Here is a 24,306-nt window from a genome sequence, read left to right as displayed (position 1 = left end):
GGGCGGCCTCGAGGCGGCGATGATCGTGCAGCTCGGCAAGGCGTCCGTCACGTGGACGCGCGCGGACCTCGAGGCGAAGCTCGCCGGCCACGCGCGCGTGCTCATCGACGTCGGCACGGGCGACGGGCGCTTCGTGTACCGCTCGGCCGGCGCCCACCCGGACACGTACTGCATCGGCGTGGACCCCGCGGGCGAGCGGATGCGCGAGGTGTCGTGGCGCGCCAGCCGCAAGCCCGCCCGCGGCGGCCGGCCGAACGCGCTCTTCGTGGTCGCGTCGGTGCAGGCGCTCCCCGAGGAGCTCGCCGGGCTCGCCCACACCCTGACCCTGAACTTCCCGTGGGCGTCGCTGCTCTCGGCCCTGGTGCTCCCGGAGGCGCCCGTGCTCGAGGCGCTGCGCCGGCTCGTCCGGCCGGGCGGGGAGCTCATCGCGCTGCTCAACCAGAGCGTCTTCGACGACCGGCCCTACGCGGCGCGGCTCGGCCTCCCCGAGCTCTCGGACGCGTGGATCGACGACGCGCTGCGCCCCGCCTACCGCGCCGCGGGGTTCGAGATCCGGGCGAGCGAGATCGTGGACGGCGAGGTCCCGCACCAGACGAGCTGGGGGCAGCACCTCACGCTCGCGTCGGGCCGGAGGACACGGCTGCTCACGGCCGAGGCGATCGGCGGATCGGCCAGCGCTGCACCAGGCTAGGGCCGCGCGTCGGCAGCGCGCCGAGGGCCCGGCGGTCGCTCACGACCGATGGACGTCATCAGCGTTCCGCAGGAGGATCAGCCATCGGGCCCGGCAGGATCCATCCCGCGCCTCACGGGTTCTCCGCCGGAGTCCCCGCTTGTGACGGGAACGAAGCCGAAGAATATTGTCGCCGTCGGTCTCTCCTCCTCGTGATGGGTTTCGTCACCGAGCGCCCACAGCCGCACGGTGAGGCCGAGCTGCGAGCTTTACATCTCCCCTCTTGGCACTACTGAATGTTCCGGATCGGGATCACACTCTGTGCGAGCAGTAGAAAGTGACTGTATGAAGACCCACATGCTCCACGCGTGCGCGCTCATCCTCCTGTTGCTGCTGTCTCCTACGCTCCTGCCCGCCTGCGCTGCGGTGGAGCTCAACCCGGGCGCGGAGCGGGTCATCGTCACCAGGCAGCCGGCCCCGAAGGGCTGCCGGTTCCGGGGGACGGTGATCGGCGAGCAGGGCGGCGCGATCTCCGGACCGTTCACCAGCAACGCGAACCTGCAAGAGGGCGCGGTGAACGACATGAAGAACAAGGCGCACGAGATGGGGAGCAACTACGTCGTCCTGGAGAACACGAGCACCGGGAACACGATCTCCGGAAGCAAGGACAGCATCTCCGGCCAGCAGACCGACGTCACCCACATGGGCAGCGCCTACAGGTGCCCGCCCCGGCTCGTTGGCCTCTGAATGGCCGATCCACGTGCGCGGACCCGGTGAACCGCCAAGTCGTAATGACGGGCACCAGCATTGGCAATGTGGCGCATCACGTCCCAAGCTCCTGGATCATGAGTCATCCGGAGGCGGGTCTCCGGGGGCCCCTTCCGGGCGCTTCTGGTCCTCCCGCGCGGCCGACTCGCTCTCGGCCAGCCGGCCGCTCCCCTGCTCGATCAGCTTCTTCTCGTGCCAGGGCAGCGTGGCGTGCGCGCGGAAGAAGTAGGCGATCGCGATGACGCCGAAGAGCGGCAAGGCCGCGTAGGCGATGGAAGGGGCCGTCACGTCGGGGCCGATCGTGCTGGCTGACGGCCACGACGGGACGTAGCGCGCCTCCACGGGCCCGCCCCCGCGGACCCGGACAACGTCGGCATGGGGCACCTCGTCCGAGAAGGCGACACCGTGAGGGCCCAGCATCGTGACGTGGAAGGTGAGGCGGTCGTCATCGCTCTCCCGCAGCTGCGTCACGCGGGCCTCCACCGTCTCCCCCAGCCAGCGGCGCGCGTGGAAGGGCGCGAACGCGGCGTTGAACGCGAGCGACGCGACGCCGGCGGTGATGGCCCACCGCAGGTGGAACGCTGCCTTGCGCGCGAACTGCTCTCCGAACGGCTCGGACGAGAGGAGCATGCGCCGCCTGCGCGGGCTCACGAGCACGTATCCCTGCGCCCTCTCGCGGTACCCCAGGGGGGGCGCCTCGGGATCCGGCGCGCGCCGGAGCTCGCCGAACGCGAAGGCCTCCTCGCCGGGCACGAGCTCGGCCACACGCACGCGCCGGGTGAGATCGACCCGGATCATGCCGTCCAGCGCGTCGACGAGCATCACGTCCTCGCCCGGCTCCACGCGGACGCGAGCGCCGGAGGCGTGGCGGAGGTAGAAGGGGTGGGCGCGGACCTTGCGGCCGGTCTCGGTCCACTCGTGCCTCCAGCTGCCGGCGCGCTCGAACTCGGCCCCTTTCTGCTCGACCTCGACGCGCACGGCGACGTCGGCGCCCTGCTCCCGCTCGACGGTGCCCAGGACGACGCCCTCGCCGGGCGCGAGCGCGACGTTGGCCCTGAACGAGGCGTCGGCCAGCGCGGTGGCGCGGCGCAGCCGGAGCGACAGCCGGAGCGCGAGGACGGCGATGGCGAGGAGGCCGGCCGTCGCGACGACATCCACCAGGAGCGACGACATCACGGGGTCCAGGTGGTTGTAGCTCACGAGCAGCACGATCCGAGGTCCCGGGGTCCGCCATGAGAGCGTAATCCGCAGCGCCCGTGCGACAACCCCGGAGCCGCCCGGTCGTCAGCCCCGGGGAGCGGAGAGCCGAGCGCGGCTCCGCGAGCCGGACGAGCGGTCGTCGTCGCGCTTGACGTTCCCAGCATCGCAGTCCATCCAGACTCCCGCACGCGAGGGGGCGCGGCGCCGAGCGCCACGCGCGCGGGCGAGATCTCTTTCCATGCTCACGTTCGAGAGCGGGCAGATCATCCGGGGGAAATACCGGCTCGAGCGTGTCCTCGGCACAGGCGGCATGGGCGTCGTCGTCGCCGCCCGGCACCTTCGCCTCGAGGAGCCCGTCGCGATCAAGCTCCTTCACTCGTGGCTGGCCCAGCGCCCCGACGCGATCGAGCGCTTTCTTCGCGAGGCGCGCGCCGCCTCGAGGCTCACGAGCGATCACGTCGTCCGCGTCTTCGACGTGGATCTCCTCGAGTCCGGCGCTCCGTTCATCGTGATGGAGTACCTGGAAGGCATGGATTTGCGCGCGCTCCTGAGCGAACGTGGTCCGCTCCCGATCGGCGAGGCGGTCAGCTACGTACTCGATACGTGCGAGGCGATCAGCGAGGCGCACGCGCTCGGGATCGTCCACCGCGATCTCAAGCCCCAGAACCTCTTCGTGGCGCGCCGGCGCGACGGCTCCGTGCGCCTCAAGGTGCTCGATTTCGGCATCTCCAAGATCGTCCCTACGCCGGGGGCGACCGGCGACGGCTTCATCACCAGCACGGATGTCATGCTCGGCTCGCCGCTGTACATGGCGCCGGAGCAGCTCGGCTCGCCTCGGGCGGTCGACGCGCGCGTCGACATCTGGGCGCTCGGCGTCGTGCTGTATCAGCTGCTCACCGCGAGGATGCCTTTCGAGGGAGGGAGCTTCTTCGAGACCGCCTCGACGATCTTGCACGGGGAGCCGGTCTCGCCGAGGGCGCTCCGCGACGACATCCCGGAAGATCTCGCGGCGACGATCCTCCGCTGCCTCGAGAAGGAGCCGGAGCGGCGGCTCGGCACGGTCGCCGCGCTGGCCACGGCGATCGCGCCCCATGCGGTCCGGTGGAGCGCCGGCCCTGACGCCGGCGCCTCGCCCGGGGTCCCGCCGCGCACGCCGACGGCGCCGGAGCCGAGCGGGACGACGGAGCCGCTCGGCGGGACGGAGGCGGCCCCGACGCTGTCGGAGGCCGGTTCGACCTGCCCGCCGAGCCCCGCGCCGCTCGACGTCACCCGCATCTGCCCGACGGAGCTTCCTCCTCGCGGGCCGCAGGTGGTTCGTCCTCCGGGCCCTGGCGCTGTCGAGGCGGCGCGCTCCCGGGGCCGGCGGTCGAAGGCGCGCGTGCTCCTCGCCGTGCTGGCCGTGGCCGGCGTCCTGCTCACCGCGGCCCTGGTCCGGCGCCGCTCCGCGCGCCCGCCGCCCCTGGAGCCGCCGTCCTCGGAGCCTCCAGCGCACGCCGTTCCCGTCCCTGAGGCGCCCCCGCCCCCCTCGCCGCCGCCCGTGCCCGCGGAGCCGGCCGCGACCGCCGCGCCGGAGGTCGAGCAGGCGAACCCCGCCGAACGCGCGCGCGAGCGCCCCGCCGAACGCGCGCGCGAGCGCCCGCACGAGCGCCCCGCCGAACGCGCGCGCGAGCGCCCCGCCGAGCGCGCCGTCCGAAAGCCCACGCCCGTTGCCCCCGCGCAGGCCGCGCCGGACGGCGTGGGAGCGGCGCCGCCGGACGCGGATCGCCGCCCCGAGGACGACGGAGCGAGCTCGCCAGCGCGCGATCCCTTCGGCGGTAGGCGTCATTGATGCATCCCGCCAGGCCCGGGGGGGCGGATGGTACGGCAAGGACCAGCGATGTTCGCCGCGGGTGCGCTGCTCGCCTTCGCGCAGCCGGCCCTGGCCGGGCCGACCAGCGAGCTGGACGAGGCGGCGGCGCAGGCGCTCTTCGATGAGGCGATGTCGCTCATGGAGGCGGGCCGCTTCTCCGCGGCCTGCCCGAAGCTCAAGGACAGCCTGGCCCTCGACCCGGCGATCGGTACCCGATTCTACTTCGCGACGTGCCTGGAGCGGACCGGGCGCCTGGCGAGCGCGTGGACGAACTACGTGGCGGCCGCGGACGAGGCGAGCACGCTGAATCGCCGGGACCAGGAGCGCGAGGCGCGATGGCGCGCCGAGGCGCTCCGCCCGAGGCTCCCCTGGCTCACGGTCGTCGTCCCGGAAGAGGTCCGTGGCGCCGCGGGGCTCCAGATCCGGCGCGACGGGCGCGCCATGCGCGAGGCGCAGTGGGGCGCGGCCATCCCCGTGGATCCGGGGGTGGTCTCGATCGAGGCGAGCGCTCCGGGCCGGATGCCCTGGCGGATGCGCTGGGTCGCCCGCGAGGGCGAGCGAGCGACCATCGCGGTCCCGCCGCTCGCCGCGAAGTCACGGTCGGCGTCGGCGCCGCCGCCCGCCCGCCCCGGGGTGTCTCCGGCGCGGTGGGCGGGCTACGCGACGGGCGCCGCCGGCGTCGCGGCGCTGGGCGTCGGGGCCGCGTTCGGCGTCCACGCCGCCGTGATGAAGGGCCGGGCGTCCTGCGACGCGCAGGGCCGCTGCGCGACGTCCTCGGACGCGGCGCGCCTCGATCAGGCCATCTCATCCGCGAGGATCTCGACCGCCACCAGCGTGATCGGGGGCGCCCTGCTCGCCGGGGGCGTCGTCCTGGCGCTCACCGCGCCGAGCACGAACGCGGGGCGGCGCGAGGGCGTCTCCTCGCAGCTGACGGTCGGGCTCTCCGGGATCGCCGTGCGCTGGGTGGTGCGATGAGGCCGCGCGGGGGGCTCCTCGTGCTCGCGGCGCTCGCGAGCGCCGGCGCGCTCGCCTGCGATCAGATCCTCGACCTCCCGGAACGGAGCCAGGCGCCGGACGGCGGGGCCGGAAGGGGCGGGCGCGAGCCGGCGAGGGACGGCGGCCGCAGCCCGGTCGACGAGGCCCACTACAGCTTCGAGGTGGACGAACAAGGGTGGGAGTTCTGCGGGGAGATGGCCGCCGGCATCGCCCCGTCGAGCGCGAATGCCTACGCGGGGGAGCGCGCCCTCGCCGTGACCTTGCAGGCCGGCGCCGGCGGGTTGCGGTGCCAGGGCGCGCAGGATCCGGCAAGGATGCAGCTCGTCTTCGTCCGCTCGCCGGACGTCTCCCCGGGGAAAAACGTCACGTTTCACGTCTGGCTCCCTGCCTCGAGCCGCATCGTCTCCGTGCAGCCGTATCTCTTGATGGAGGACGGGCTCTGGGAAGGCGACTATCGGTACATGAGCAACCTCGACGGCGACGCGTGGAACGAGTTCACCGTCCGCTACCGCTCGGGCTCGCCTCCCATCGAGCAGCTGGGGGTCGAGCTCGTGATCGACCCGAGCGCCGCCTGGTCGGGCGTCTGTTACATCGACTCGGTGGGCTGGTGAGCTGAAGCGCCGCCGGAGCTGCGTGCCCGCCAGCGCCGCAGCGGGCAACGCGGCGCTCGGGGCGGGCGCGAATCTGCCGGAGTGTGCGGAGCGCTGTAAGCAAGAGATCCTTCGCGGGGCGCTCCGGATCGCGGTCGAGCAATCCGTTGCTCGACCACGCAAGGGTTGACTCGAAGGTTCGGCCGCCGGGGAAATACGAGGCGCGATATCCGAGGGCCGCTCGAGGAGACGACTGGCACGACGAGTGCTCATCGCGCGAGCACGCCATCGCGGCGCAAACCATCTTCTCGAAAGGAATCCAGTTTTCATGCCTACCATCTCGAGACTTCGTCTCGGCCTTCTCCTCGCTGGACTCTCAGCCTCGAGCCTCCTGCCCGCTTGCAGCGCAGCCCCGGTGGAGGGCGGCGACGAGAGCGACGCCGCCGATTCTCAGGCGATCATCGGCGGCGTCGACGCCAGGAGCGACGCCCTCGACGCCATCGGCAGCCTCGGCGTCGCCGTCGAGGCGGCGAACGAGAAAACCGGCGCCCTCGGCGTGCAATACCGCCCCTTTTGCTCCGGCACCCTGATCGGCAAGTCGACCGTCCTCACCGCGAAACATTGCGTCGACGCCGCGCGCAAGGTGGCCGCGGGGGGCCGCGTGTATTTCGGCGTGGGTTTCGACGGAGCCCACCCCGACCGTACGGTCGATATCGTAGAGCTCGGCCGGGCGCCCGGGCATGATGGGGGCTTCGTAGGGTTCGGTCGGGACGCGGGCGTCGTCCACCTCGACGAGGAGATCACCGACATCGAGCCGGCCGCGATGGCTGATCTCTCGGACGCCGACATCGACACGCGCTTCGCGGCCATCGGTTATGGCGTGCAGGACAACGAATATACATTGGGCACGCGCAAGGCGGGCAGCGTGACCCTGCACGCGCGGGAAGGCAAGGTCTACGAGCTGATGTTCGGCAGCTTCGAGGCATTCAAGCAATGGGCCACGACGGGCGACCGCAGCGGGCTCCTCGCGCGTCCCTTGGCCGAAGCCGAGGAGGAGGGCGACGAAGGCGAGGCGGCGTGCGATATCGATTGCTTGCTCCGCAAGCTCTACGACGAGACGGTCCTGCTCGCCGGGTACGAGGCTCTCGTGGGCGCCGGCGAAGGCGACGCGCAGCCTTGTAAGGGCGACTCGGGCAGCCCGCTCGTGCGTATCGAGGGCGGTAGGCTGCGCATCTACGGCGTGGCTTCCGGCGCGATTTGGACGAACCAGCTCGCCTGCGATCACGGGGCCGTTTACGCGACGCTCGGCCCCGACGTGCTCGCGTTCGCGAAGAAGGCGACCACCTGGTCCGATCCCTGCGGCGACACCAAGATCGACGGCGTTTGCGAGGGTTTTACCGCCAGGCGCTGCACGGCGCTCGACGAGGGGCCGCGCCGGGTGACGAGGACCGACTGCAGTCTGCTCGGCCAGACCTGCGGGCACGACGGGACCGGCGCGGTCGCTTGCGTGGATCCGGGCAACTGAGCGGGCCCCGGCGGCGGGGCGTGCTCAACATTGAACATGAAGGCGGGAAGGCGGGAAGCTAGGCCCGCGCCGCCCCGGCCGGCTCGACGCGCACCGGGACGCCGTTCAGCGCGGCGGTGCCCGAGAGCGCGTCGATCGCGCGGTCGTCCGTGAGATCGTTGACGCTCTCGCCGGCGTGCCGCCGCGCCGTCTCGAGCCGGACGCCGTCGCGGCCGTGGCCCCAGCCGTGCGGGGCGCTGACGACGCCTGGCATCACCTCGTCGGTCAGCTCGACCTCGAGGTCGATGCTCCCGACCCGTGAGCGCACCCGGACCCGCTGCCCGGCCGCGATGCCGCGGCGGGCGGCGTCCTCCGGGTGCATGAGCAGCGTGCACCGGTTCCTCCCCTTCACGAGGCGACGGCTGTTGTGCAGCCACGAGTTGTTGCTCCGGAGCTGGCGCCTCCCGATGAGCTGGAGGTCGTACCCCGCCTCGCCCCGCTGCCCTGGCTCGCCCGCCTCCCCCGCCGCGCCCGCGGCCCGGCCGAGCGCCCCGCGCTCCTCCTGGCCGAGCCCCCCGCGTTCCTCCTGGCCGAGCCCCCCGCGCTCCTCGCGGCCGAGCGCCGCGCGCGCCCGCTCGAGATCGGCGACGAGGACCTCCGGCGCGAGCTCGATGCGCCCGGACCGCGTGAACAGCCGCTGCGGCAGGCACGGCACGAGCGGCCCGAGATCCACGCCGTGCGCCTCGCGCTCGAGCCGGCGCAGCGAGAGGCCGCCCGACAGCGGGCGCACGCCGGCGCCGTAAGGCCCGAAGCGGAGCGCGGCGTCGAGCAGCCGCGTCGGGGGGAGCACCCGCGACAGGAGGCGCGCCGCGCGGCCGGCGAGCGGCGCCGCGGGCCCGGGCGCCGCGAGGCGCGCCCCGAGCTCGACGAGGATCTGCCAGTCGTGGCGCGCGTCGTCCGCCGGGGCGAACAGCGCGGGCGCGTACTTGGCGGTGTTCCGGACCGCGAACGCGTGGAACGCGAGGTCGTAGTGGTCGCGCTCCAGGGGGCCGGTCGGCGGCAGGATCACGTGGGCGTGCCGGGTCGTCTCGTTGATGTAGAAGTCGATGCTGGCCATGAAATCGAGGCCGGACAGCGCTCGATCGAGCGTCCGGCCGTTCGGGGTCGACAGCACCGGGTTGCCCGCCATCGTGAGGAGCGCGCGGATCTGCCCCGGGCCCTCCGTGAGGATCTCCTCGGCGAGCGCGGCGGCGGGGTACTCCCCGGCGAACGCGGGCAGCTGGCGCACGCGGCTGCGGCTCCGGCCGAACTCGCCGCGCTGGCCGAGCAGGTCCTGGATCGCGACAACGTCGACGGCCGGCCGGGCGAACATCGCCCCGCCGGGGCGATCGAGGTTGCCGGTGACCAGGTTGAGCACCGCGATGAGCCACGTGGTGAGCGCGCCGAACTCCTGGAGGCAGGCGCCGATGCGGCCGTAGCAGACGGCCGGGCGCGCCGCGGCGAAGGCGCGCGCGAGCTCGCGGATCTGCGCCGCGGGGATGCCGACCTTCGGGGCGACGCGCTCGGGCGTGAAGTCGCGGACGAGCCGCTCGATGTCGGCGATCCCGTTCATGAATGCGCCGAGCCGCCCCGGCGCGACGAGGCGCTCGGCGAAGAGGGTCGAGAGCAGCCCGAGCATCAGGAAGACGTCGGTCCCGGGGCGGATGAAGTGGTGGCGGTCGGCGATCTCCGCGGTCTCGGTGCGCCGCGGGTCGACGACGACGATCGTGCCGCCGCGCGCGCGGATCGCCTTGAGCCGCCGCGGCATGCCGGGCGCCGACATGAGGCTGCCGTTCGAGACGACCGGGTTGGCCCCGACGATGAGCAGGAACGAGGTGCGATCGACGTCGGGCACGGGGACGAGCAGCTGGTGCCCGAAGAGCAGGGTGGAGACGAGGTGGTGCGGCAGCTGATCGACCGAGTTCGAGGAGAAGCAGCTCCGCGTCCGCAACGCATCGAGGAACGGGGTGAGGTAGAGGAGCGACGCGTAGTTGTGCGTCCTGGGATTGCCCAGGTAGACCGCGACGGCGTCCCTGCCGTGGCGCCGCTGGATGTCGCGGAGCCGCCCGGCGACCTCGTCGAGGGCGTCGTCCCACGAGATGCGCTGGAACCCGGAGGCGGTGCGCCGGACCGGAGCCCGGAGGCGATCCGCGTCCTCGTGGAGGTCCTGGAGCGCGAGCGCCTTCGGGCAGATGTACCCGCGGCTGAACGGGTCGCGCTCGTCGCCGCGGATCGAGGTGATCCGGTCGCCGTCGACCTCGATGTCGATGCCGCACATCGCCTCGCAGATGTTGCAGGTGCGGTGGTGCGTGCGCGCGGTCCCGTGGCTCGGCATGGCGCGCGAGGGTATCAGCGCCCGGCGCGGCCCGCGAGCGCCCGAGCTCGAGCTGCGCGGGGCGCTGCGGCGCGAGGCGGGACGAGGCGGGATGAGGCTCACGTCGGCGCGCGCTCGCGCGACGGCGAGCGCTCGCGGCGTCAACCTCGGGTTGACGCTGTGTACAGGCGCGCGTGACGGCGAAGGGCGCGCCGACGGACGGAGGGGTGCCGCCGCGCGCGCTTGGCGAGAGGCTGGGCGCTGTCGTAGATCTGCGACGCGCGCTGGCGCGGCTGCGTGTGGCCCGCGCGTTGCTCGCGTTGCTGAGGCGTGGAGACGACCATGACCGACCGCTATGCCATCATCGGGAACCCGATCGCCCAGGCCAAGTCGCCGGCGCTGCAGACCGCCTTCGCCAAGCAGTGCGGGCAGGACATGGAGTACGGCGCGATCCTCGGCGCGCTGGACGGCTTCGCCGCCGCCGTGCGCGAGTTCCAGAGGAGCGGCGGCAAGGGCATGAACATCACCATGCCCTTCAAGCTCGAGGCCTTCGCGCTGGCCGACGAGCTGACGCCGCGCGGCCGTGCGGCCGGGGCGATCAACATGTTCACGTTCCGCGCCGACGGCACCATCCTCGGCGACAACACGGACGGCATCGGCATCCTGCGCGACATCACGTACAACCTCGGCCGCGAGCTCATGGGCGCGCGCGTGCTGCTCCTCGGCGCGGGCGGCGCGGTGCGCGGCGCCTTGCTGCCGCTCTTCGAGGAGCAGCCGGCCGAGATCTTCATCGCCAACCGCACCGCCAGCAAGGCGGTGGAGCTCGCCGGCGAGTTCGGCGCGCAGGCGGGCGCCGCCCGTCTCGCCGGCGGCGGCTTCGCGGATATCGTCGGGCGGTTCGACGTGGTCATCAACGGATCTGCCTCGTCGATGACCAACGAGGTGCCGCCGCTGCCCGACGGCGTGTGGGACAAGGACTCGCTGGCGTACGACATGGCGTACAAGAAAGAGCCGACCGCGTTCGTGCGGGCCGCGCGCGCGGCCGGCGTGAGGCAGACCGCCGACGGCCTCGGCATGGTGGTCGAGCAGGGCGCCGAGTGCTTCACCCTGTGGCGCGGCGTGCGGCCTGATACCGCGCCGGTGATCGCCGCGTTGCGCGGGGCCTGAGCGGAGCTCGTCTTCCGGGGGGCGCTCCGCCGCCGCCGTGGGCAACCTGGGTCGGGTTGCCACCGGGTTGCCAGGGTCGGGTGGCCCAACCTCAACCTGGGTCGGGTGGCCCAACCTCAACCTGGGTCGGGTTGCCGGGTCGGGCGGCCCAACCTCAACCTGGGTCGGATTGCCGGGTCGGGTGGCCCAACCTCAACCTGGGTCGGGTCGCCCAACCTCAACCTGGGTCGGCCCAACCTCAACCTGGGTCGGGTGGCCCAACCTCAACCTGGGTCGGGTCGCCCAACCTCAACCTGGGTCGGGTCGCCCAACCTCAACCTGGGTCGGGTCGCCCAACCTCAACCTGGGTCGGGTCGCCCAACCTCAACCTGGGCCGGGTCGCAACCTGGGTCGGGTTGCCGGGTCGGGTGGCCCAACCTCAACCTGGGTCGGGTCGCCCACCCTGGCGCATCATGGCACAGAACGCTCATCGGACGGCCGTGTAAGTGCCGAGACTCACACGATTTCAGCTCGGTACGCCGCATGCATTTCGGCACGCCCGGCCGCGTCCGACGTGGGCGCGCGAGGCCCCGGCGGCCAAGGAGACCCCATGCGCAACCGTTTCCGCTTCGCTTTCCTGGTGGGAAACCTTCTGGCTCTGGCGGCGTGCTCGGGCGGCGCAAGCCCGAGCGACCCGAGCTCGGACGACGGCAGCGACGGCGAGATCCCGGGCGCCGGCGCCGGCGCTGACGTCGGCGCTTCCGGCTCGGCCGCTGCGGGCGGTGTGTCGGATGGGGGCGACTTCTCCGGCGGCTCCAGCGGCGAAGGCGTCGGCGTCGGCGCCGGCGGCGGCACCGGCGTCGGCCCCGGCATCGGCACCGGCGGTGGCGGCGGCGCTGGCGGTGGCGGCGGCGGCGGCGCTGGCGGCACCGGCGGCGGCGGCGTCGAGCCTGGCACGCTCACCGCGGGCGTCTGGGACGACAACCGCAACTTCGACTTCTTCCTCTCGTACCGGAGCTCGCTCTACGCGCAGCAGCTCCCGGGCTTCTTGCCCTTCACCGAGGCCGACCACCAGGCCGCCCACAGCCTCTTCGCGGCGCCTCCGGGACCGAAGGAGACGCTCGACGTCTCGCTCATCATCGACACGACCGGCAGCATGGGCGACGAGATCACGTATCTCCAGACGGAGTTCATCGCCCTCTCGGAATCCATCTTCGCCAAGTACCCGAACGCCGCGCAGCGCTGGTCGCTCGTCGTCTATAAAGACACCGAGGACGACTACGTCGTCCGGTGGTTCGACTTCCGCGACGATCCCGACGAGTTCCAGGCGAAGCTCGCCGCGCAGGCGGCCGGCGGCGGCGGCGATTTCCCGGAGGCGCCCGACATGGCGCTGTCCAAGGCTGCCGACCTCGCCTGGCGCACCGGCGACGACACCGCGCGCCTCGCCTTCTGGGTCGCGGACGCGCCCCACCACGACACCAACGCGGGCGCCATGGCAGAGGGGATACGAGCCCTCCAGGACCTCGGCGTGCATGTCTATCCCGTCGCGTCGAGCGGCGTGGATGAGCTCACCGAGATCACCATGCGCTCATCCGCGCAATTGACGGGCGGCCGATACCTGTTCCTGACGGACGACTCCGGGGTCGGCGGTGCCCACAAGGAGCCGACGATCCCCTGCTACTACGTGACCAAGCTCGATCGCGCGATCCTGCGCGTGGTCGACATCGAGCTCTCCGGCGTCCACCGCGAGCCGGAGCCCTCCGAGATCCTCCGCACGGGCGGCGATCCCGAGGACGGCGCGTGCGAGCTCTCGTCCGGCAGCGAGGTGCTCGCGTACTGAGCCGCAGGCCGCGCGTCGCTCGCACGCATCATCGCGGCGCGCCGGCCGCGGCGCGGCGGCGCGCTACGGCGACGATTCGCCGGCGAGCGGCAGCTCCATGACCACCTCCGGCCCGTCCATGCGGCCGTTGGGGCGGAAGCCCAGGCTGCGGTAGAACCCCTCGGGGCTGCCGGGGCCCGGCACGTAGGACAGCAGCAGCGACGAGAAGCGCCCCAGGCGCCGCACGTGCTCGATCACCTGCAGCATCGCCGCCCGGCCGATGCCGCGCCGCTGGAAGCGCTGGTCGATCATGAAGCGCCACACGCCGATCTCGGGCCTCTCCGGCGGCGGGGAGGCCATCGACTGGTCTTCCAGCATGACGAAGCCCGCGGGCTCGTCGCCACAGTAGATGGCGCGGTACCAGGCTTCCGGCGCGAAATGCGCCTGGGCGAGCGAGACCGCGTTGGTCGCGACGAAGCCTTTCTGGCTCTCGGCCACGGAGAGCTCGAGGATGGCGTCGAGGCTATCGCGGGTGATCTCTCGCAGGGTAACGGGCGGCGTGGCGTCAGGCATGGCGTCTCCCGGAAGAAGCGAGGCGCCGGCTCGGCTCAGCGCTCGTCGCGCGGCAGGGTACCACGGAGCTCACGAAGGGCGGAGCGGCTCCGCGAGCCAGCGAACCAGCGCCTCGGCCTCGAGATCGAGCAGGGCATCCTCGACCTCGCCCGGACCGATCGCGCGGGCTCGCTCGACGATCGAGCGCTCTTCCTCGGCCGTCGGTCGCCGCCCGATCCGCCGCGCGAAGAGGCGGCCGAGCAGCTCGGCGATCGCCTTCTCCTCGCCGCGCTCCTCCCCTCGACGCTCCCCGCGCTCCACGCCTCGCTCCTCTCCTCGACGCTCGGCCTCGAGGATCATCTCCCCGATGATCGGCGTGCGACGGAGCAGCCCCTCTTCCTCGTCCTCGACCATCATGATGAGCTCCTTCAGCAGATGATGCCGCCAGGGATCGATCGTCGCCATCACCAGGAGCGCCGTGTAGAGCTCGGCCCGCTCCTCCGCGGTCTCCGCGCCCGCGTGGATCTCGGCGACGACCTCCCGCAGCGCCGCCGCGGTCGCGTTGCGTGCGAGCGGGGCGAACACCAGCCAGAGCACGCTGCCGCGCGCACGCAGCTCGGAGACCGTGCGCTGATAGACGGCGTCGATGCGGAAGCGCGCGCCGCTGAACGGCCGCCCCGGCCAGGCGATGCGGCGCTCGCCGGCCTTCGGCAAGCGCCGCCTGCGCCCCGAGAGGACCACGGCGACGCTCTCGATCGGCGGCACCGGCTCACCGGGAGCTTCGAGACGGAGCGCTGCGAAGAGGAAGCCGAGGTACTCGAAGATGCGGTCCGGAACGTCGCCGCGGAGCTGAAATCAGGGGCTTCCGGGGTCAGGCACGATGCCGGCCGGGTGGCGGCGCCATGGCGGGTGGCGGCCTCTCGAACGGCGCCGCGAGGAGCCCCCCAGACCCGGCAGATCCTGGAATACCCCGACCGCGCGGCGTCGTTGTTGCGGGCGCCCGATGAACCCGCGAACACCGACGCTCCTTCTGGCCGCCGCCCTCCTCGCCGCGGCCTGCTCACCCCCCTCCAGGCAACCCGCGCCGGACGAGCGGAATGCCGGAGCCGAGGAGACCGCCACGCCGCCGCCGTCTCCCCCTCAAGCGCCGTCCACGACCCCGCCGTCCGCGAAGCTCCGCGCGGTCCAGCGCGCAGGCGGCGCCCTCGTGCGCGCGCCGCAGGGCGACGCGCTCTACCTCGCCGACGAGGACCACGGCGTCATCCGCCGCATCCCGCTGCCCGTGGACGTGAGCACACCGCCCATCGCGATCGCCATGCCAGGGCGCCCCGCGCAGGTCCTCGCGCTCGACGACCGCGTGCTCGTCACGATCCGAGACCCCGGGCTGCTGCTCGTCATGAGGCCGGATCCGGCCGCAGGCCTCGTGGAGATCGCGCGCGTGCCGCTGCCGGCCGACGCCTGGGGGCTGGCCGTCACACCGGACGAGCGCACCGCCATCGTCACCAGCGCCTGGACCGCCAAGGTCTCCGCCGTGGATCTCGCGACCGCCTCGAAATCGTGGTCCATCGACGTCCCGCGCGAGCCCCGCGGCGTCGTGGTTCGCGAGGACGGCGCGGCCGCGTACGTCACGCACCTCACGTCCGCGGCCCTCACCCGGATCGAGCTGCGCTCTCCGCCCAAGGCGCGGTCGATCGCGCTCCCCCCGTCGCCGTACCGCGCCCCTCCGGACGAGCCGCGCGCCGCTTCGCTCGGATACGCGGCCGCGCTCTCCCCGGACGGCCGCCGCCTGTTCGTCGCGCGCCACGCGCTCGGCGCGATCGGCGAGCTCTCGTGGTTCGGCGCCGCCACCGTCGACGCCCTGCAGACGGGCAACGACGAGCCCCTCGCGCCCCGCCGGCGCGACGGCGCCCCGAGCCGGATCGCGCGGGATTTCGAGCTCGACATCGCCGGCGACCCGGAGCTCGAGGCGCCGAAGACCGAGCTCTCCCCGTTCGTCCAGCCGCGCGCCCTCGTGGTCCGCGAGAGCACCCGCACGCTGCTCGTCGCCAGCGAGGGCACCGACGCCCTGGTGGAGCTCGACGCGCTCTCCATCGATCCGGCGCTCCGGCCCCTCGCCACCTACCGGCTCGGCAGCTCGCCGGCGACCGTCGCCGCGGCGCCGGGGTCCCTGGACGCCCTCTCGCGCGACGTCGGCGTCGCGACCCTGTGCGGCGCGCCGAGCGGCGTCGCCCTCTCCGGGGACGAGTCCGTGGCGTGGGTGTACTGCCGCTCGACCGACACGCTCGCCATCGTCCGCCTCGACGAGCACAAGGAGGGCGCGCGCTACGAGCCGGGGCCCGTGCCGTTCATCCGGCTGGCCGAGCCCCCGCTCCTCGAGCAGGCCGCCGTCGGCCGGAGGCTCTTCTACAACGCGACCGACTGGCTCACGAGCGGCGGGCTCGGGTGCGCCGGGTGCCACCCCGACGGGCGCGACGACGGCCACGTGTGGCACGAGGTGAGCGGCGGCGACTTCGCCAATTTCTTCGGATCCGCCGACAACCGGCCGATGGAAGGGCTCGCGGGCGGCGTGGCGCGACAGACACCCATGCTCGCAGGGCGCGTGTCGGCCGTGGGCCCTTATGGCTGGAACGCCCAGAGCGAGAGCCTGGCCGCGCGCATCCTGGAGGGCTTCGGCCTGCATCGATGGGGGATGGGCGCCGCCAAGGACGGCGCGCTCGGGCTGCGCGCGACCTACCTCTCCAGCTTCCTGCGCGAGGGCCTCGCGCCCCCGCCGAGGGAGGACCGACCGCTCACGCCGCAGGAGAAGCACGGATTCGCGCTCTTCACGAGCGAGGCGGCCCAGTGCTCCCGCTGCCATGTGCCCGAGACCGAGTACACCGATCGAATGGGCTACCCGATGCCGCGCTTCGTCGCCCAGCCGGGGTTTTACAGGGAGAAGAAGGACCGGGTGTTCAAGACGCCATCGCTGCGCTTCGTCGCCGGGACGGCGCCCTATTACCACGACGGCTCCGCGAGGACGCTCGAAGAGCTCGTCGAGAACAACGAGGATCGCATGGGCCGCACAAGCCACATGTCGAAGAAGGACAAGGCGGCGCTCGTCGCCTTCTTGAGGACGTTATGAAGAAGCTCCTGTGGATGGGGACAGTCCTGCTCGGCGCGCTCGCGCCGGCGCAAGCCGCGGAGCCGCAGAGCGCCCCGTCCGCCGCGCCGGACGGCGCCGCGGCCGGACCCCGGGCGGAGACGGGGGCAGCCCTCCCGGACGGGGGCGACGGCGCCCCGGACGGGGGAGAGGGCGCGGCGGCGCCCAAGGCGCGCGCGCTGGAAGAGGCGCCGCCCGCGCCCGAGCGGACGCCGCGGCCCGCGATGGCGGAGTGGGACGACGCCGAGCCGGTGCGGCTCGCGAGGGACAAGAGCGGCGCCGCATGCAAGGCGCGGATGCGGCGCGAGTGGCTGCGCATCGACTGCACGGCGCCCTCGCTGGCCGTCGTGAGGACGCTCGGCGCGAGCGCCGGCGAGGAGTGGTTCCGGCTGGACCAGAAGAACGGCGAGGAGCTCGCGAGCGGCGTCTCCGTGGTCTTCCCCGTCCGGCGCGGCGATCGGAGGGTGATCGAGATCCTCACGGGCATGTGGGCGTACCGCGGCCAGCTCGGGATCTCGACCAGCTTCGTGATCTCCGAGCAATGGCTCGACGGCGACGCCGGGCCGCTCGTCAGCGTGCTGTAAGCGCCCGCCCGGCGCGTCGCTGCAGCGCTGGAGGCGCTACGCCGCGCCGGCGCGAGGCGCTTCAGGCAAGGCGCCTTGGGCCACGCACGCGGCCTTTTGGAGCTCCCCAGCGACTCAGCCCCATCCGATCGCCACCGTCGTCACCGTGAGCCCTGAGATCACCTCTTCCCCTGACAGCGCGGCGAGCACCCCTTCGTCGTCCGATGGCACGAACAGCGCCAGCGTCGCCGTCCTTAGCCCCTGCTGCTGCGCGTAGCGCGCCGCCTGCTCGCGCGCCCGCGGCAGCTCGTGCATCGCCCGGAAGCTCTTCACCTCGATGAGCCCGATCTTCCCCTCGCCTTGCACCAGCAGATCCACCTTCCCGTTCCCCGTGGGGAACTCCGGGCTCACCACGCAGCGCCCGCGCAGGGCGTCCTGCAGCCATGCATAGAGGTGGAAGTGCCCCGCCGCCTCGGTCAGGTGGAGATCCTGCCGCCGCGGCTGCCCTTTCCAGGGGTTCTGCCCCTTCGCCGCGAGCCGCCCCAGATAATCGCGGTATCTCTGGAGCAGCGCGGGCATGTCGAGCTCGGCCGCGGAGAACACGTCGGCCAGCGTGTCCAGCGGCTCGAGCGGGAGCACAGGGAGGCGGTTGCCGAAGAGATCGTGCGTCAACGCGTTGTACAGGCGCAGCTGGATGAAGGGCGAGGAGAACCGGCAAACGGTGGTGGGCAGGCCGCCGGCCCCGACGGTCTCCTGGTACGTGATGATCCCGTTCAGGTAGAGGTAATTGCACGCGTCGTCATCGAAGGAGAACGGCACGTCCGCGCGGCCAAACAGCTGCATCACGTGGTCGCGGCAGGGCCCTCGCGCCTTCTTGATGAGGTTCAACACGGTGTTGTTGGGCTCCACCTGGCATGCAAGCATGTAGACCCGCTCCCACTGGGCGAGCCCGATGTCCTCCTTCGGCGCGGGGTTGTACTTCTCGGTGAGGAGCTCGCCGAACCAGCCCACGAGGCCCGGCTGGCCGCGCGTCACATCGAAGACGCGCTCGACCACCGCAGGCTCGATCGCCTGCCCGCTCTCGGCTTGGTACTGAGCGAAGAGATCGAGCACCTCGGCGCGCGTCAGGTTGGGGACGTGGAGCGAGCGCTGGACGTTGAAGGGAGATCCCCGGAGGCTATCGACCCCCAGCGCCGCCGAACGCCGATGAGCGCAAGGCCGTGCAGGGTATAGGCTTCGCGGGCGAGATAGATCTTGCGAAATGCGCTCACCAGACGGTCGAGGATCACGGGAGGAAGAGAATCGAACTCATCCACGAGCAGGATGAGGGGCTTGTCGAACGCGCCCCCCGGCCATGAGAAGAGCTCGAGCCACCCCTCCCAGCTCGCGGGGGCGGCTGGCTTGAACGAGAAGCCTTCGCGGAACATGCCCGGGACCGCCCGGAAGAATGCCTCCTCGGTGTCGCCCTCGCCGAACAACCCCTGCGCGGAGAGGGCACCGACGGCGAAGCGCTCGCCGTACCGAGCGCGGATCTCTTCAATGGCCCTGCGCATCAGCCAGGTCTTGCCCGTCTGGCGTGGCCCCCAAATCGTGAAGAAGAAACCGCCCTTGTCCGGGTTGCCGACGAGCTGCGCCACGCACTGCTCGACCAGCTCGCGCCGTTCAACGGCGAAGTGCTCCGTGGGATCCACGGGCCCGTAGGAGTGGAACCGCCGCATGGGAGGCACCCTACCACGCCCGGGCGCGGTACGACGCCGACCGGGTTGCTGCCCCCCCAGCTCGCTCAGCCCGGACGCGGGCCGCGGAGCGCGCTCGCGCTCGGATCGGCTTGCCCGGGCGCGCGCGGCGTGCCTTGATCGGGCGCGTGACGACGGGGTTCTTCGAGGCGCGTGGGTTGCGTTTCCGGCTCGATCGCCAGGGGGCCGAGGTGAGCGGGGGGCCGGCGCGCCCGGTCCAGGCCAAGATAGCGCCCGACGAGGCAGGCCTCGACGGCGACGAGCCGCTGGCCGAGCTCCTCGGCCGCCGGCTGTCGGCGCTGCTCGGCGCGCCGGTGAGCGACGAGGAGGGGATCTTCGACCTGGCGATCGAGCGCGATGGCGCCGTGATCGCGGCCGTGCAGCTCTCGTGCGGCGAGGACGACGAGGACGTGCTCGAGCTGCTCGGCGAGCGGGCGCCCTCGCTGCCGGTGCGCGCGCTGGTCGAGGCCCTGGCCGAAGCGCTGCGTGGCCCTGGGTGACGCGCGCGGCGCTCGCGCGCGGCGTCCTGCGCGCCGGGCGCCACCTGAGCGCCGGGCGCCAGGAGGCTTCCATCGCCCGGCGGCATGGGCTTAGGTTCAGCGCATGCGCCTCGACAGAAACACCATCCTCATCACCGGCGGCGCCAGCGGCATCGGCCTCGCGCTCGCCCAGCGGTTCGCGCGCGCCGGGAGCACCGTCGTCGTCTGCGGCAGGCGGCAGGAACAGCTCGAAGAGGCCCAGCGGGCGTGCCCCGGGCTCCGCGCGATCCAGTGCGACGTGTCGGTCGAATCCGAGCGCGCGGCGCTGGTCGAGCGGGTCAAGCGCGAGCTCCCCGGCCTCAACGTGCTCATCAACAACGCGGGTGTCCAGAACCGCCCGCCTCCCCTGCGGGAAGCGCAGGACTGGTCGAGGCACCGGTCGGAGATCGCCATCAACCTGGAAGCTCCGATGCACCTCTCCATGCTGCTGATTCCCCACCTGCTACAGCAGGAGTCGCCCGCGATCCTCAACGTGACCTCGGGCCTCGCGTTCGTCCCGATCGCCCTCATGCCGACGTACTGCGCGACCAAGGCGGCCCTGCACTCGTTCACCCTGAGCTTGCGTTACCAGCTCAAGGACACCCCGATCCGCGTCATCGAGATCGTCCCGCCCGCGGTCAACACCGACCTCGGCGGGAAGGGGCTGCACGACACGGGCGTGCCCCTCGACGAGTTCGCGGACCACGCCATCGCCCAGATCGAAAAGGGCGCGCTGGAGTTCGGTTACCAGTTCTCCGAGAAGGGGCGCCTCAGCTCGCGAAAGGAGCTCGACGACCAGCTCGCCGCCCTCAACGAGCGGTTCGCGCAGCGCCGCTGAGGCCGGATCGCCCCGCGGCAGGCCCGGGAGCCGGTCGAGTCGGCCCCCTCCGCGAGCGCCGCGGCGCCGCTACGACGCCCCTGCGCCGTGCGCCGACTCCCGCTCGGTCACCCGGCGGACGGTCTGCGCCGTGTTCTTGTCGTCCTCGCGCTGGGCGATGTCCGACAGGCTGATGATGCCGACCAGCCGGCCGTCCGCGTCGGTGCACAGGACGCGCGACTTGTGGTGCTGCCCCATCAGCTGCTCGGCGCGGTGCACCTCGTCGTCCGGCCGGCACGCGACCACCGCGTGGGTCATGACGTCGCCCGCCTTCGTGCTCAGCGGGCGGCTGTCGGCCAGCACCCGGATGGCGAGATCGCGGTCCGTGAGCGTGCCGAGCACCTTCCCCTCGTCGTCGCACACAGGAAGGAAGCCGACGTTCGCATCGCGCATCTTGCGCGCGGCCGTCTGGATCGTGTCCCAGGTCATGACGCACTGGATCTCCCTCTTCATGAGCTCCTTGCACAGCATGGTTTCCTCCTTCGGCTCCGTTTGCAGCGCTCGGTTGCGTCACCGCGTACACCTGGACCTTAGGGGACCGGCGCCGGCAGGGGATGGAGCAGCGGGATGAATGCGGCGTCGGGCGCCGCTTGACGGGCGCCCGACGCGGGCGGGCGCTCCGGGCAACGCGGCGGCAGCGCCGCGCGCCGCGAGAGGCATACTGGGACGCGAGGCAGCATGTCGGAGAGGATCACGAGGGCGGTCATCCGCCGGGCGCAGCCCACAGACGCAGCGACCATCGCGCGCGTCGAGGTCGACTCCTGGAGGGCGGCTTACCTCGGCCTCGTTCCGGCGGCCGACCTCAACGCCCTCTCCGAGCGGGCGCGCGAGGCGAGCTGGCAGCGGATCCTGTTCCACGGCGCCGCGACCGGCACGCGGGCCTGGGTGCTCTGCGCCGAGGACGCCGCGCTCGGCTTCGCGAGCGCCGGACCGACGCGCGACGACGACGACGATCCCCGCGCGGTGGGCGAGCTCTACACGATCTACCTCCTGCCCGCCGCGTGGGGCCGCGGCCTCGGCGCCGCGCTGCTCGACACCGCGCAGGCCGACCTCGCCCGGCGCCGCCACCGGACCATGACGATCTGGGTCCTCGAGGGGAACACGCGCGCGCGCCGCTTCTACGAGCTCTCCGGCTTCACCCGCGACGGCGCGCGACGGCCCGCGCGCGTCGGCGCGGGCAGCCTGCCGGAGGTCCGCTACCGGCGCGCGCTGTAACGCCCCCTGCCTGCGCGCGCCGCAGCGCCCCGCGCCCGCCCGAGCGCCTGAGCGCAGGCGTCGCTGCCGAGGAGCGGACCCCGGCCGCTCGGGGGCGGCGACCCGCTCAGCGAGCGGGCACGCAGGTCCCGCCGCCGCAGTCGTCGGTGCAGTACCACGTGCCCGTCGCGGCGTCGCAGCCGCACACCGAGGGCGCGCAGCCCTCGTCGACGCAGGTCTGTCCCTCCGGGCAGCCCTGGACGCGGCAGCCGACGGGGTTCGGCTCGCTGCACGCGTCGCTGTCGGGCACGCAGATCCCGCCGCCGCAATCGGCGGTGCAGATCCACACTCCGCGCGCGGCGTCGCATCCGCACGACGAGGGCGTGCAGCCCTCCTCGACGCAGGTCTGCCCAGCGGGGCAGCCGTGGGTCTTGCAGCCGGCGGGGCTCGGGCTGCGACACTCGGTCTCGTCGGGAACGCACGTCCCGCCGCCGCAATCGTCGGTGCAGATCCACGCTCCGGTCGCTGGGTCGCATCCGCACCTCGACGGCGTGCAGCCCTCCTCGACGCAGGTCTGCCCCGCGGGGCAGCCCTGGGTCTTGCAGCCGACGGGGTTCGGGCCGCGACACTCGGTCTCGTCCGGCACGCACGTCCCGCCGCCGCAGTCGTCGGTGCAGGCCCACGATCCGGTCGCTGGGTCGCATTCGCAGCTCGACGGCGTGCACCCCTCGTCGACGCACGTCTGCCCCGCGGGGCAGCCCTGGGTCCTGCAGCCGGCCGGGTTCGGGCCGCGGCACGCGGGCTCGTCCGGCACGCACGTCCCGCCGCCGCAGTCGTCGGTGCAGTACCAGGATCCGGTCGCTGGGTCGCATCCGCAGCTCGACGGCGTGCAGCCCTCGTCGACGCAGGTCTGCCCCGCGGGGCAGCCCTGGGTCCTGCAGCCGGCCGGGTTCGAGCCGCGGCACTCGGCGCCAGCGCCGGTCGACGAGCTCGAGCCGTTGCCAGCGCCGGTCGACGCGCTCGAGCCGTTGCCAGCGCCGCTCGATGCGCTCGAGACGCTGCCAGCGCCGGAGCTGCTGGTGCCGTCGCTGCCGCCGTCGCCTCCTAGGCCGCTGCCGAGAGAAGATATCCCGCACGCAGCGACGAGCAGCGAGAGCACCGAGGAGCAACAGAGTGTGGATACGGTGTTCAAGAGCCTCATCACAAAGCCTCCTGCCGGTTCAATCTCCGGGCTCGCTCCTCCGGATCACGGTTTCTTCGCGCGCGCCGATGCCGGCGGCCGACTCGACGCGATCGGCGTGCGGGCTGCCGGGGTGCGCTTCGAGGAAGCGCCGCGCCGCCGCTCGCGCGCCCGCGCGATCTCCCTTGCTCGCCAGCGCCTCGACGCGGATCGCCGCGGCCTCGTCGGCGAGCTGCGCGTCGGCGAACTCGCGCGCGTGGCGATCCAGCTGCGCGAGGGCGGCCGCCGGGTCGCCGCTCCGCAGCGCGCGCCGCGCGGTGTCGAGCAACGCCAGCTCGGAGGCCAGCGTCGAAGCGTTCCTTTCGGGCGCGCGCGGGCTGGTCGCGGCCGGAGCGGCCTTCGCCGGCGCGGCGCGACCCGGGGCAGCCGGACCCGGGGCGGCTGGCCCGGACAGGGGCGGGCCCTCGTCGGCGCGCTCCTCCGCGGCGCGCTGAGGCTCCGCCTCCGCCGCGCCGGAGGCCGGCGGCGGGGCGAGCGCTGCCGGCGCCTCGGCGGGCGGGTGTTCCGGTGCTGCCGGCGCGGCGGGCGCCTCCTGCGAGCGCCGCGCCGGCGCCGTCACGCCGGTCCATTGCACGACCCCGAGGGTGAGGACGCCCGCGAGCGCGCCGATCCCGAGCGCGCTCAAGATCCCGCCTCCGCTGGCCACGCCCGCCACCTTCAGCGCGGCCCCAGCGGCCGCCCCGCCCGCGGCCGCCCCGCCCGCGGCCGCCCCGCCAGCGGCCGCCCCGCCCGCGGCCGCGCTCCCCGCAGCCGCGCTCCCCGCAGCCGCGCTCCCCGCAGCCGCGCTCCCCGCGGCCCCGCCCGCAGCTGCGCTCCCCGCGGCCACCCCGCTCGCCCCCGCCTCGGCCGCGCTGCCCGCGAGCGTCGCGGCCGTCGCGACGCCGAGCGCGGCGAGCGTACGCCTCGTCAGGCCGCTCGGCGGGCTCTCGTCGAGCGCCGCGCGGAGGAGCGCCGTCTGCAGATCACCCTCCTTCTTGTCCAGGAGGCGCTCGGGATCGGTCATGGCGATTCTCCTCGGTGATGGGCCCGCGCCTCCAGCCGCTTCACGGCGGCCTGGAAGTGCTCGCGCGCGCGACGAAGCCGGGACGCGACCGTGCCCGACGGGAGCTCGAGCAGCGCCGCGATGCCCGCCGTCGTCATCTGCTCCAGCTCGAACAGCACGAAGACGGCGCGCAGGTCGAGCGGCATCGTGTCGAGGATGGCGTCGAGCGTCGCACGGGCGCGCGCGCGATCCATCATCTCCTCGGGGCCGGGCGCGGGGTCGGCCCGCTCGCGGGGCTCGTCCTCCAGGACCTCCCGGCGCCGCTGCTGCGTCCTCCGCGCGCGCGAGGCGATCCGCAGCGCGGTGCTGAACAGGAACGCAGATTCCCGGCCCGCTTCGATGTCCCCGAGCCGCCGGGCCGCCACCAGGAAGACCTGCTGCACCGCGTCCTCCGCGTCCGCGCGCGGCACGCCGAGCCGCACCAGCGAGCGCCAGACGAAGGCCGAGTGCTGCGTCACGAGCGCAGCGAGACGCCCGGCCGCCGCCCGGCTCTCGGGTGGGACGGCGGCGGGGAGCTCCGCCAGGGTCAGCGCTTCACCACGGCTCACGC

Annotated in this window: 23 protein-coding genes; 13 read left to right on the top strand and 10 right to left on the bottom strand. The window is 73.2% G+C overall.

What is annotated here, in order from left to right; all coding sequences use genetic code 11:
- The first annotated feature begins 19 nt into the window (after positions 1-19).
- Entirely contained in the window at positions 20-691 is a 672-nt protein-coding gene (locus tag WME83_RS13660) for a class I SAM-dependent methyltransferase (RefSeq protein ID WP_437319716.1), read from the top strand.
- Between the two features lie 324 nt (positions 692-1,015).
- Positions 1,016-1,417 carry a DUF4156 domain-containing protein gene (locus tag WME83_RS13655; RefSeq protein WP_437319715.1) on the top strand — a complete coding sequence of 134 codons (402 nt, stop codon included), beginning with the start codon at positions 1,016-1,018 and terminating at the stop codon, positions 1,415-1,417.
- A gap of 96 nt (positions 1,418-1,513) precedes the next feature.
- Here the strand turns inward: WME83_RS13655 and WME83_RS13650 are convergent, their stop codons facing one another.
- Positions 1,514-2,638, bottom strand: a complete 1,125-nt coding sequence (locus WME83_RS13650; RefSeq protein WP_437319714.1) for a hypothetical protein — start codon at positions 2,636-2,638, stop codon at positions 1,514-1,516.
- Between the two features lie 238 nt (positions 2,639-2,876).
- Between WME83_RS13650 and WME83_RS13645 the strand changes: the two genes are divergently transcribed.
- The 4 genes from WME83_RS13645 to WME83_RS13630 all read left to right on the top strand — a co-directional run bounded on the left by WME83_RS13645 (position 2,877) and on the right by WME83_RS13630 (position 7,598).
- On the top strand, positions 2,877-4,466 hold the full coding sequence (locus WME83_RS13645; protein ID WP_437319713.1) for a protein kinase domain-containing protein: 1,590 nt from the start codon (positions 2,877-2,879) through the stop codon (positions 4,464-4,466).
- Between the two features lie 48 nt (positions 4,467-4,514).
- Positions 4,515-5,462: a hypothetical protein gene (locus WME83_RS13640; protein WP_437319712.1), complete on the top strand. Its 948-nt coding sequence runs from the start codon at positions 4,515-4,517 to the stop codon at positions 5,460-5,462.
- The gene (locus WME83_RS13635; RefSeq protein WP_437319711.1) at positions 5,459-6,094 is read left to right on the top strand and encodes a hypothetical protein; all 636 of its coding nucleotides are present in this window, start codon (positions 5,459-5,461) and stop codon (positions 6,092-6,094) included. The genes WME83_RS13640 and WME83_RS13635 overlap by 4 nt, the downstream gene beginning before the upstream one ends.
- 307 nt (positions 6,095-6,401) lie before the next feature.
- Positions 6,402-7,598: a trypsin-like serine protease gene (locus WME83_RS13630; RefSeq protein WP_437319710.1), complete on the top strand. Its 1,197-nt coding sequence runs from the start codon at positions 6,402-6,404 to the stop codon at positions 7,596-7,598.
- 58 nt (positions 7,599-7,656) lie between these two features.
- Here WME83_RS13630 and WME83_RS13625 read toward each other — a convergent pair whose 3' ends face one another.
- The gene (locus tag WME83_RS13625; RefSeq protein WP_437319709.1) at positions 7,657-9,951 is read right to left on the bottom strand and encodes a molybdopterin oxidoreductase family protein; all 2,295 of its coding nucleotides are present in this window, start codon (positions 9,949-9,951) and stop codon (positions 7,657-7,659) included.
- Between the two features lie 321 nt (positions 9,952-10,272).
- Between WME83_RS13625 and aroE the strand changes: the two genes are divergently transcribed.
- Positions 10,273-11,097 carry a shikimate dehydrogenase gene (gene aroE, locus WME83_RS13620; RefSeq protein WP_437319708.1) on the top strand — a complete coding sequence of 275 codons (825 nt, stop codon included), beginning with the start codon at positions 10,273-10,275 and terminating at the stop codon, positions 11,095-11,097.
- A 589-nt stretch (positions 11,098-11,686) separates the two neighbouring features.
- Positions 11,687-12,916: a vWA domain-containing protein gene (locus WME83_RS13615; RefSeq protein ID WP_437319707.1), complete on the top strand. Its 1,230-nt coding sequence runs from the start codon at positions 11,687-11,689 to the stop codon at positions 12,914-12,916.
- 63 nt (positions 12,917-12,979) lie between these two features.
- Here WME83_RS13615 and WME83_RS13610 read toward each other — a convergent pair whose 3' ends face one another.
- Positions 12,980-13,468, bottom strand: a complete 489-nt coding sequence (locus tag WME83_RS13610) for an N-acetyltransferase family protein (protein WP_437319706.1) — start codon at positions 13,466-13,468, stop codon at positions 12,980-12,982.
- 69 nt (positions 13,469-13,537) lie between these two features.
- A complete protein-coding gene (locus WME83_RS13605) occupies positions 13,538-14,212 on the bottom strand; it encodes a hypothetical protein (protein ID WP_437319705.1) in 675 nt (224 codons plus the stop codon).
- Between the two features lie 238 nt (positions 14,213-14,450).
- On the opposite strand from WME83_RS13605, the gene WME83_RS13600 reads away from it, so the two are divergent.
- The gene (locus tag WME83_RS13600; protein ID WP_437319704.1) at positions 14,451-16,568 is read left to right on the top strand and encodes a hypothetical protein; all 2,118 of its coding nucleotides are present in this window, start codon (positions 14,451-14,453) and stop codon (positions 16,566-16,568) included.
- A complete protein-coding gene (locus WME83_RS13595; RefSeq protein ID WP_437319703.1) occupies positions 16,565-17,170 on the top strand; it encodes a hypothetical protein in 606 nt (201 codons plus the stop codon). Before WME83_RS13600 ends, WME83_RS13595 begins: the two co-directional genes overlap by 4 nt.
- 114 nt (positions 17,171-17,284) lie before the next feature.
- Here WME83_RS13595 and WME83_RS13590 read toward each other — a convergent pair whose 3' ends face one another.
- Both WME83_RS13590 and WME83_RS13585 read right to left on the bottom strand, forming a co-directional pair.
- The gene (locus WME83_RS13590) at positions 17,285-18,262 is read right to left on the bottom strand and encodes a hypothetical protein (protein WP_437319702.1); all 978 of its coding nucleotides are present in this window, start codon (positions 18,260-18,262) and stop codon (positions 17,285-17,287) included.
- Between the two features lie 11 nt (positions 18,263-18,273).
- Positions 18,274-18,867 carry a hypothetical protein gene (locus tag WME83_RS13585; RefSeq protein WP_437319701.1) on the bottom strand — a complete coding sequence of 198 codons (594 nt, stop codon included), beginning with the start codon at positions 18,865-18,867 and terminating at the stop codon, positions 18,274-18,276.
- A gap of 146 nt (positions 18,868-19,013) precedes the next feature.
- Between WME83_RS13585 and WME83_RS13580 the strand changes: the two genes are divergently transcribed.
- Together WME83_RS13580 and WME83_RS13575 are read left to right on the top strand one after the other, a co-directional pair.
- Positions 19,014-19,385 (top strand): hypothetical protein, encoded by a 372-nt coding sequence (locus tag WME83_RS13580; RefSeq protein ID WP_437319700.1) that lies wholly within the window; start codon positions 19,014-19,016, stop codon positions 19,383-19,385.
- A gap of 103 nt (positions 19,386-19,488) precedes the next feature.
- Complete coding sequence (locus WME83_RS13575; RefSeq protein ID WP_437319699.1) at positions 19,489-20,241, top strand: SDR family oxidoreductase; 753 nt, start codon at positions 19,489-19,491, stop codon at positions 20,239-20,241.
- A gap of 69 nt (positions 20,242-20,310) precedes the next feature.
- On the opposite strand, the gene WME83_RS13570 is transcribed toward WME83_RS13575, so the two are convergent.
- The gene (locus WME83_RS13570) at positions 20,311-20,751 is read right to left on the bottom strand and encodes a CBS domain-containing protein (protein WP_437319698.1); all 441 of its coding nucleotides are present in this window, start codon (positions 20,749-20,751) and stop codon (positions 20,311-20,313) included.
- Positions 20,752-20,958: 207 nt separating this feature from the next.
- Between WME83_RS13570 and WME83_RS13565 the strand changes: the two genes are divergently transcribed.
- Positions 20,959-21,495 (top strand): N-acetyltransferase family protein, encoded by a 537-nt coding sequence (locus WME83_RS13565; protein ID WP_437319697.1) that lies wholly within the window; start codon positions 20,959-20,961, stop codon positions 21,493-21,495.
- Positions 21,496-21,601: 106 nt separating this feature from the next.
- Here the strand turns inward: WME83_RS13565 and WME83_RS13560 are convergent, their stop codons facing one another.
- The 3 genes from WME83_RS13560 to WME83_RS13550 are packed head-to-tail and all read right to left on the bottom strand — an operon-like array spanning position 21,602 to position 24,304.
- On the bottom strand, positions 21,602-22,675 hold the full coding sequence (locus tag WME83_RS13560; RefSeq protein WP_437319696.1) for a hypothetical protein: 1,074 nt from the start codon (positions 22,673-22,675) through the stop codon (positions 21,602-21,604).
- Positions 22,676-22,694: 19 nt separating this feature from the next.
- On the bottom strand, positions 22,695-23,717 hold the full coding sequence (locus tag WME83_RS13555) for a hypothetical protein (RefSeq protein ID WP_437319695.1): 1,023 nt from the start codon (positions 23,715-23,717) through the stop codon (positions 22,695-22,697).
- Positions 23,714-24,304 carry an RNA polymerase sigma factor gene (locus tag WME83_RS13550; protein WP_437319694.1) on the bottom strand — a complete coding sequence of 197 codons (591 nt, stop codon included), beginning with the start codon at positions 24,302-24,304 and terminating at the stop codon, positions 23,714-23,716. The genes WME83_RS13555 and WME83_RS13550 overlap by 4 nt, the downstream gene beginning before the upstream one ends.
- Positions 24,305-24,306 lie beyond the last annotated feature (2 nt).

The organism is Sorangium sp. So ce385 (assembly GCF_051474135.1).
Taxonomy (GTDB): domain Bacteria; phylum Myxococcota_A; class Polyangia; order Polyangiales; family Polyangiaceae; genus Sorangium; species Sorangium cellulosum_D.
Note: the sequence above shows the minus strand (reverse complement) of the source record. Positions and strands in the feature narration are given on the sequence as shown.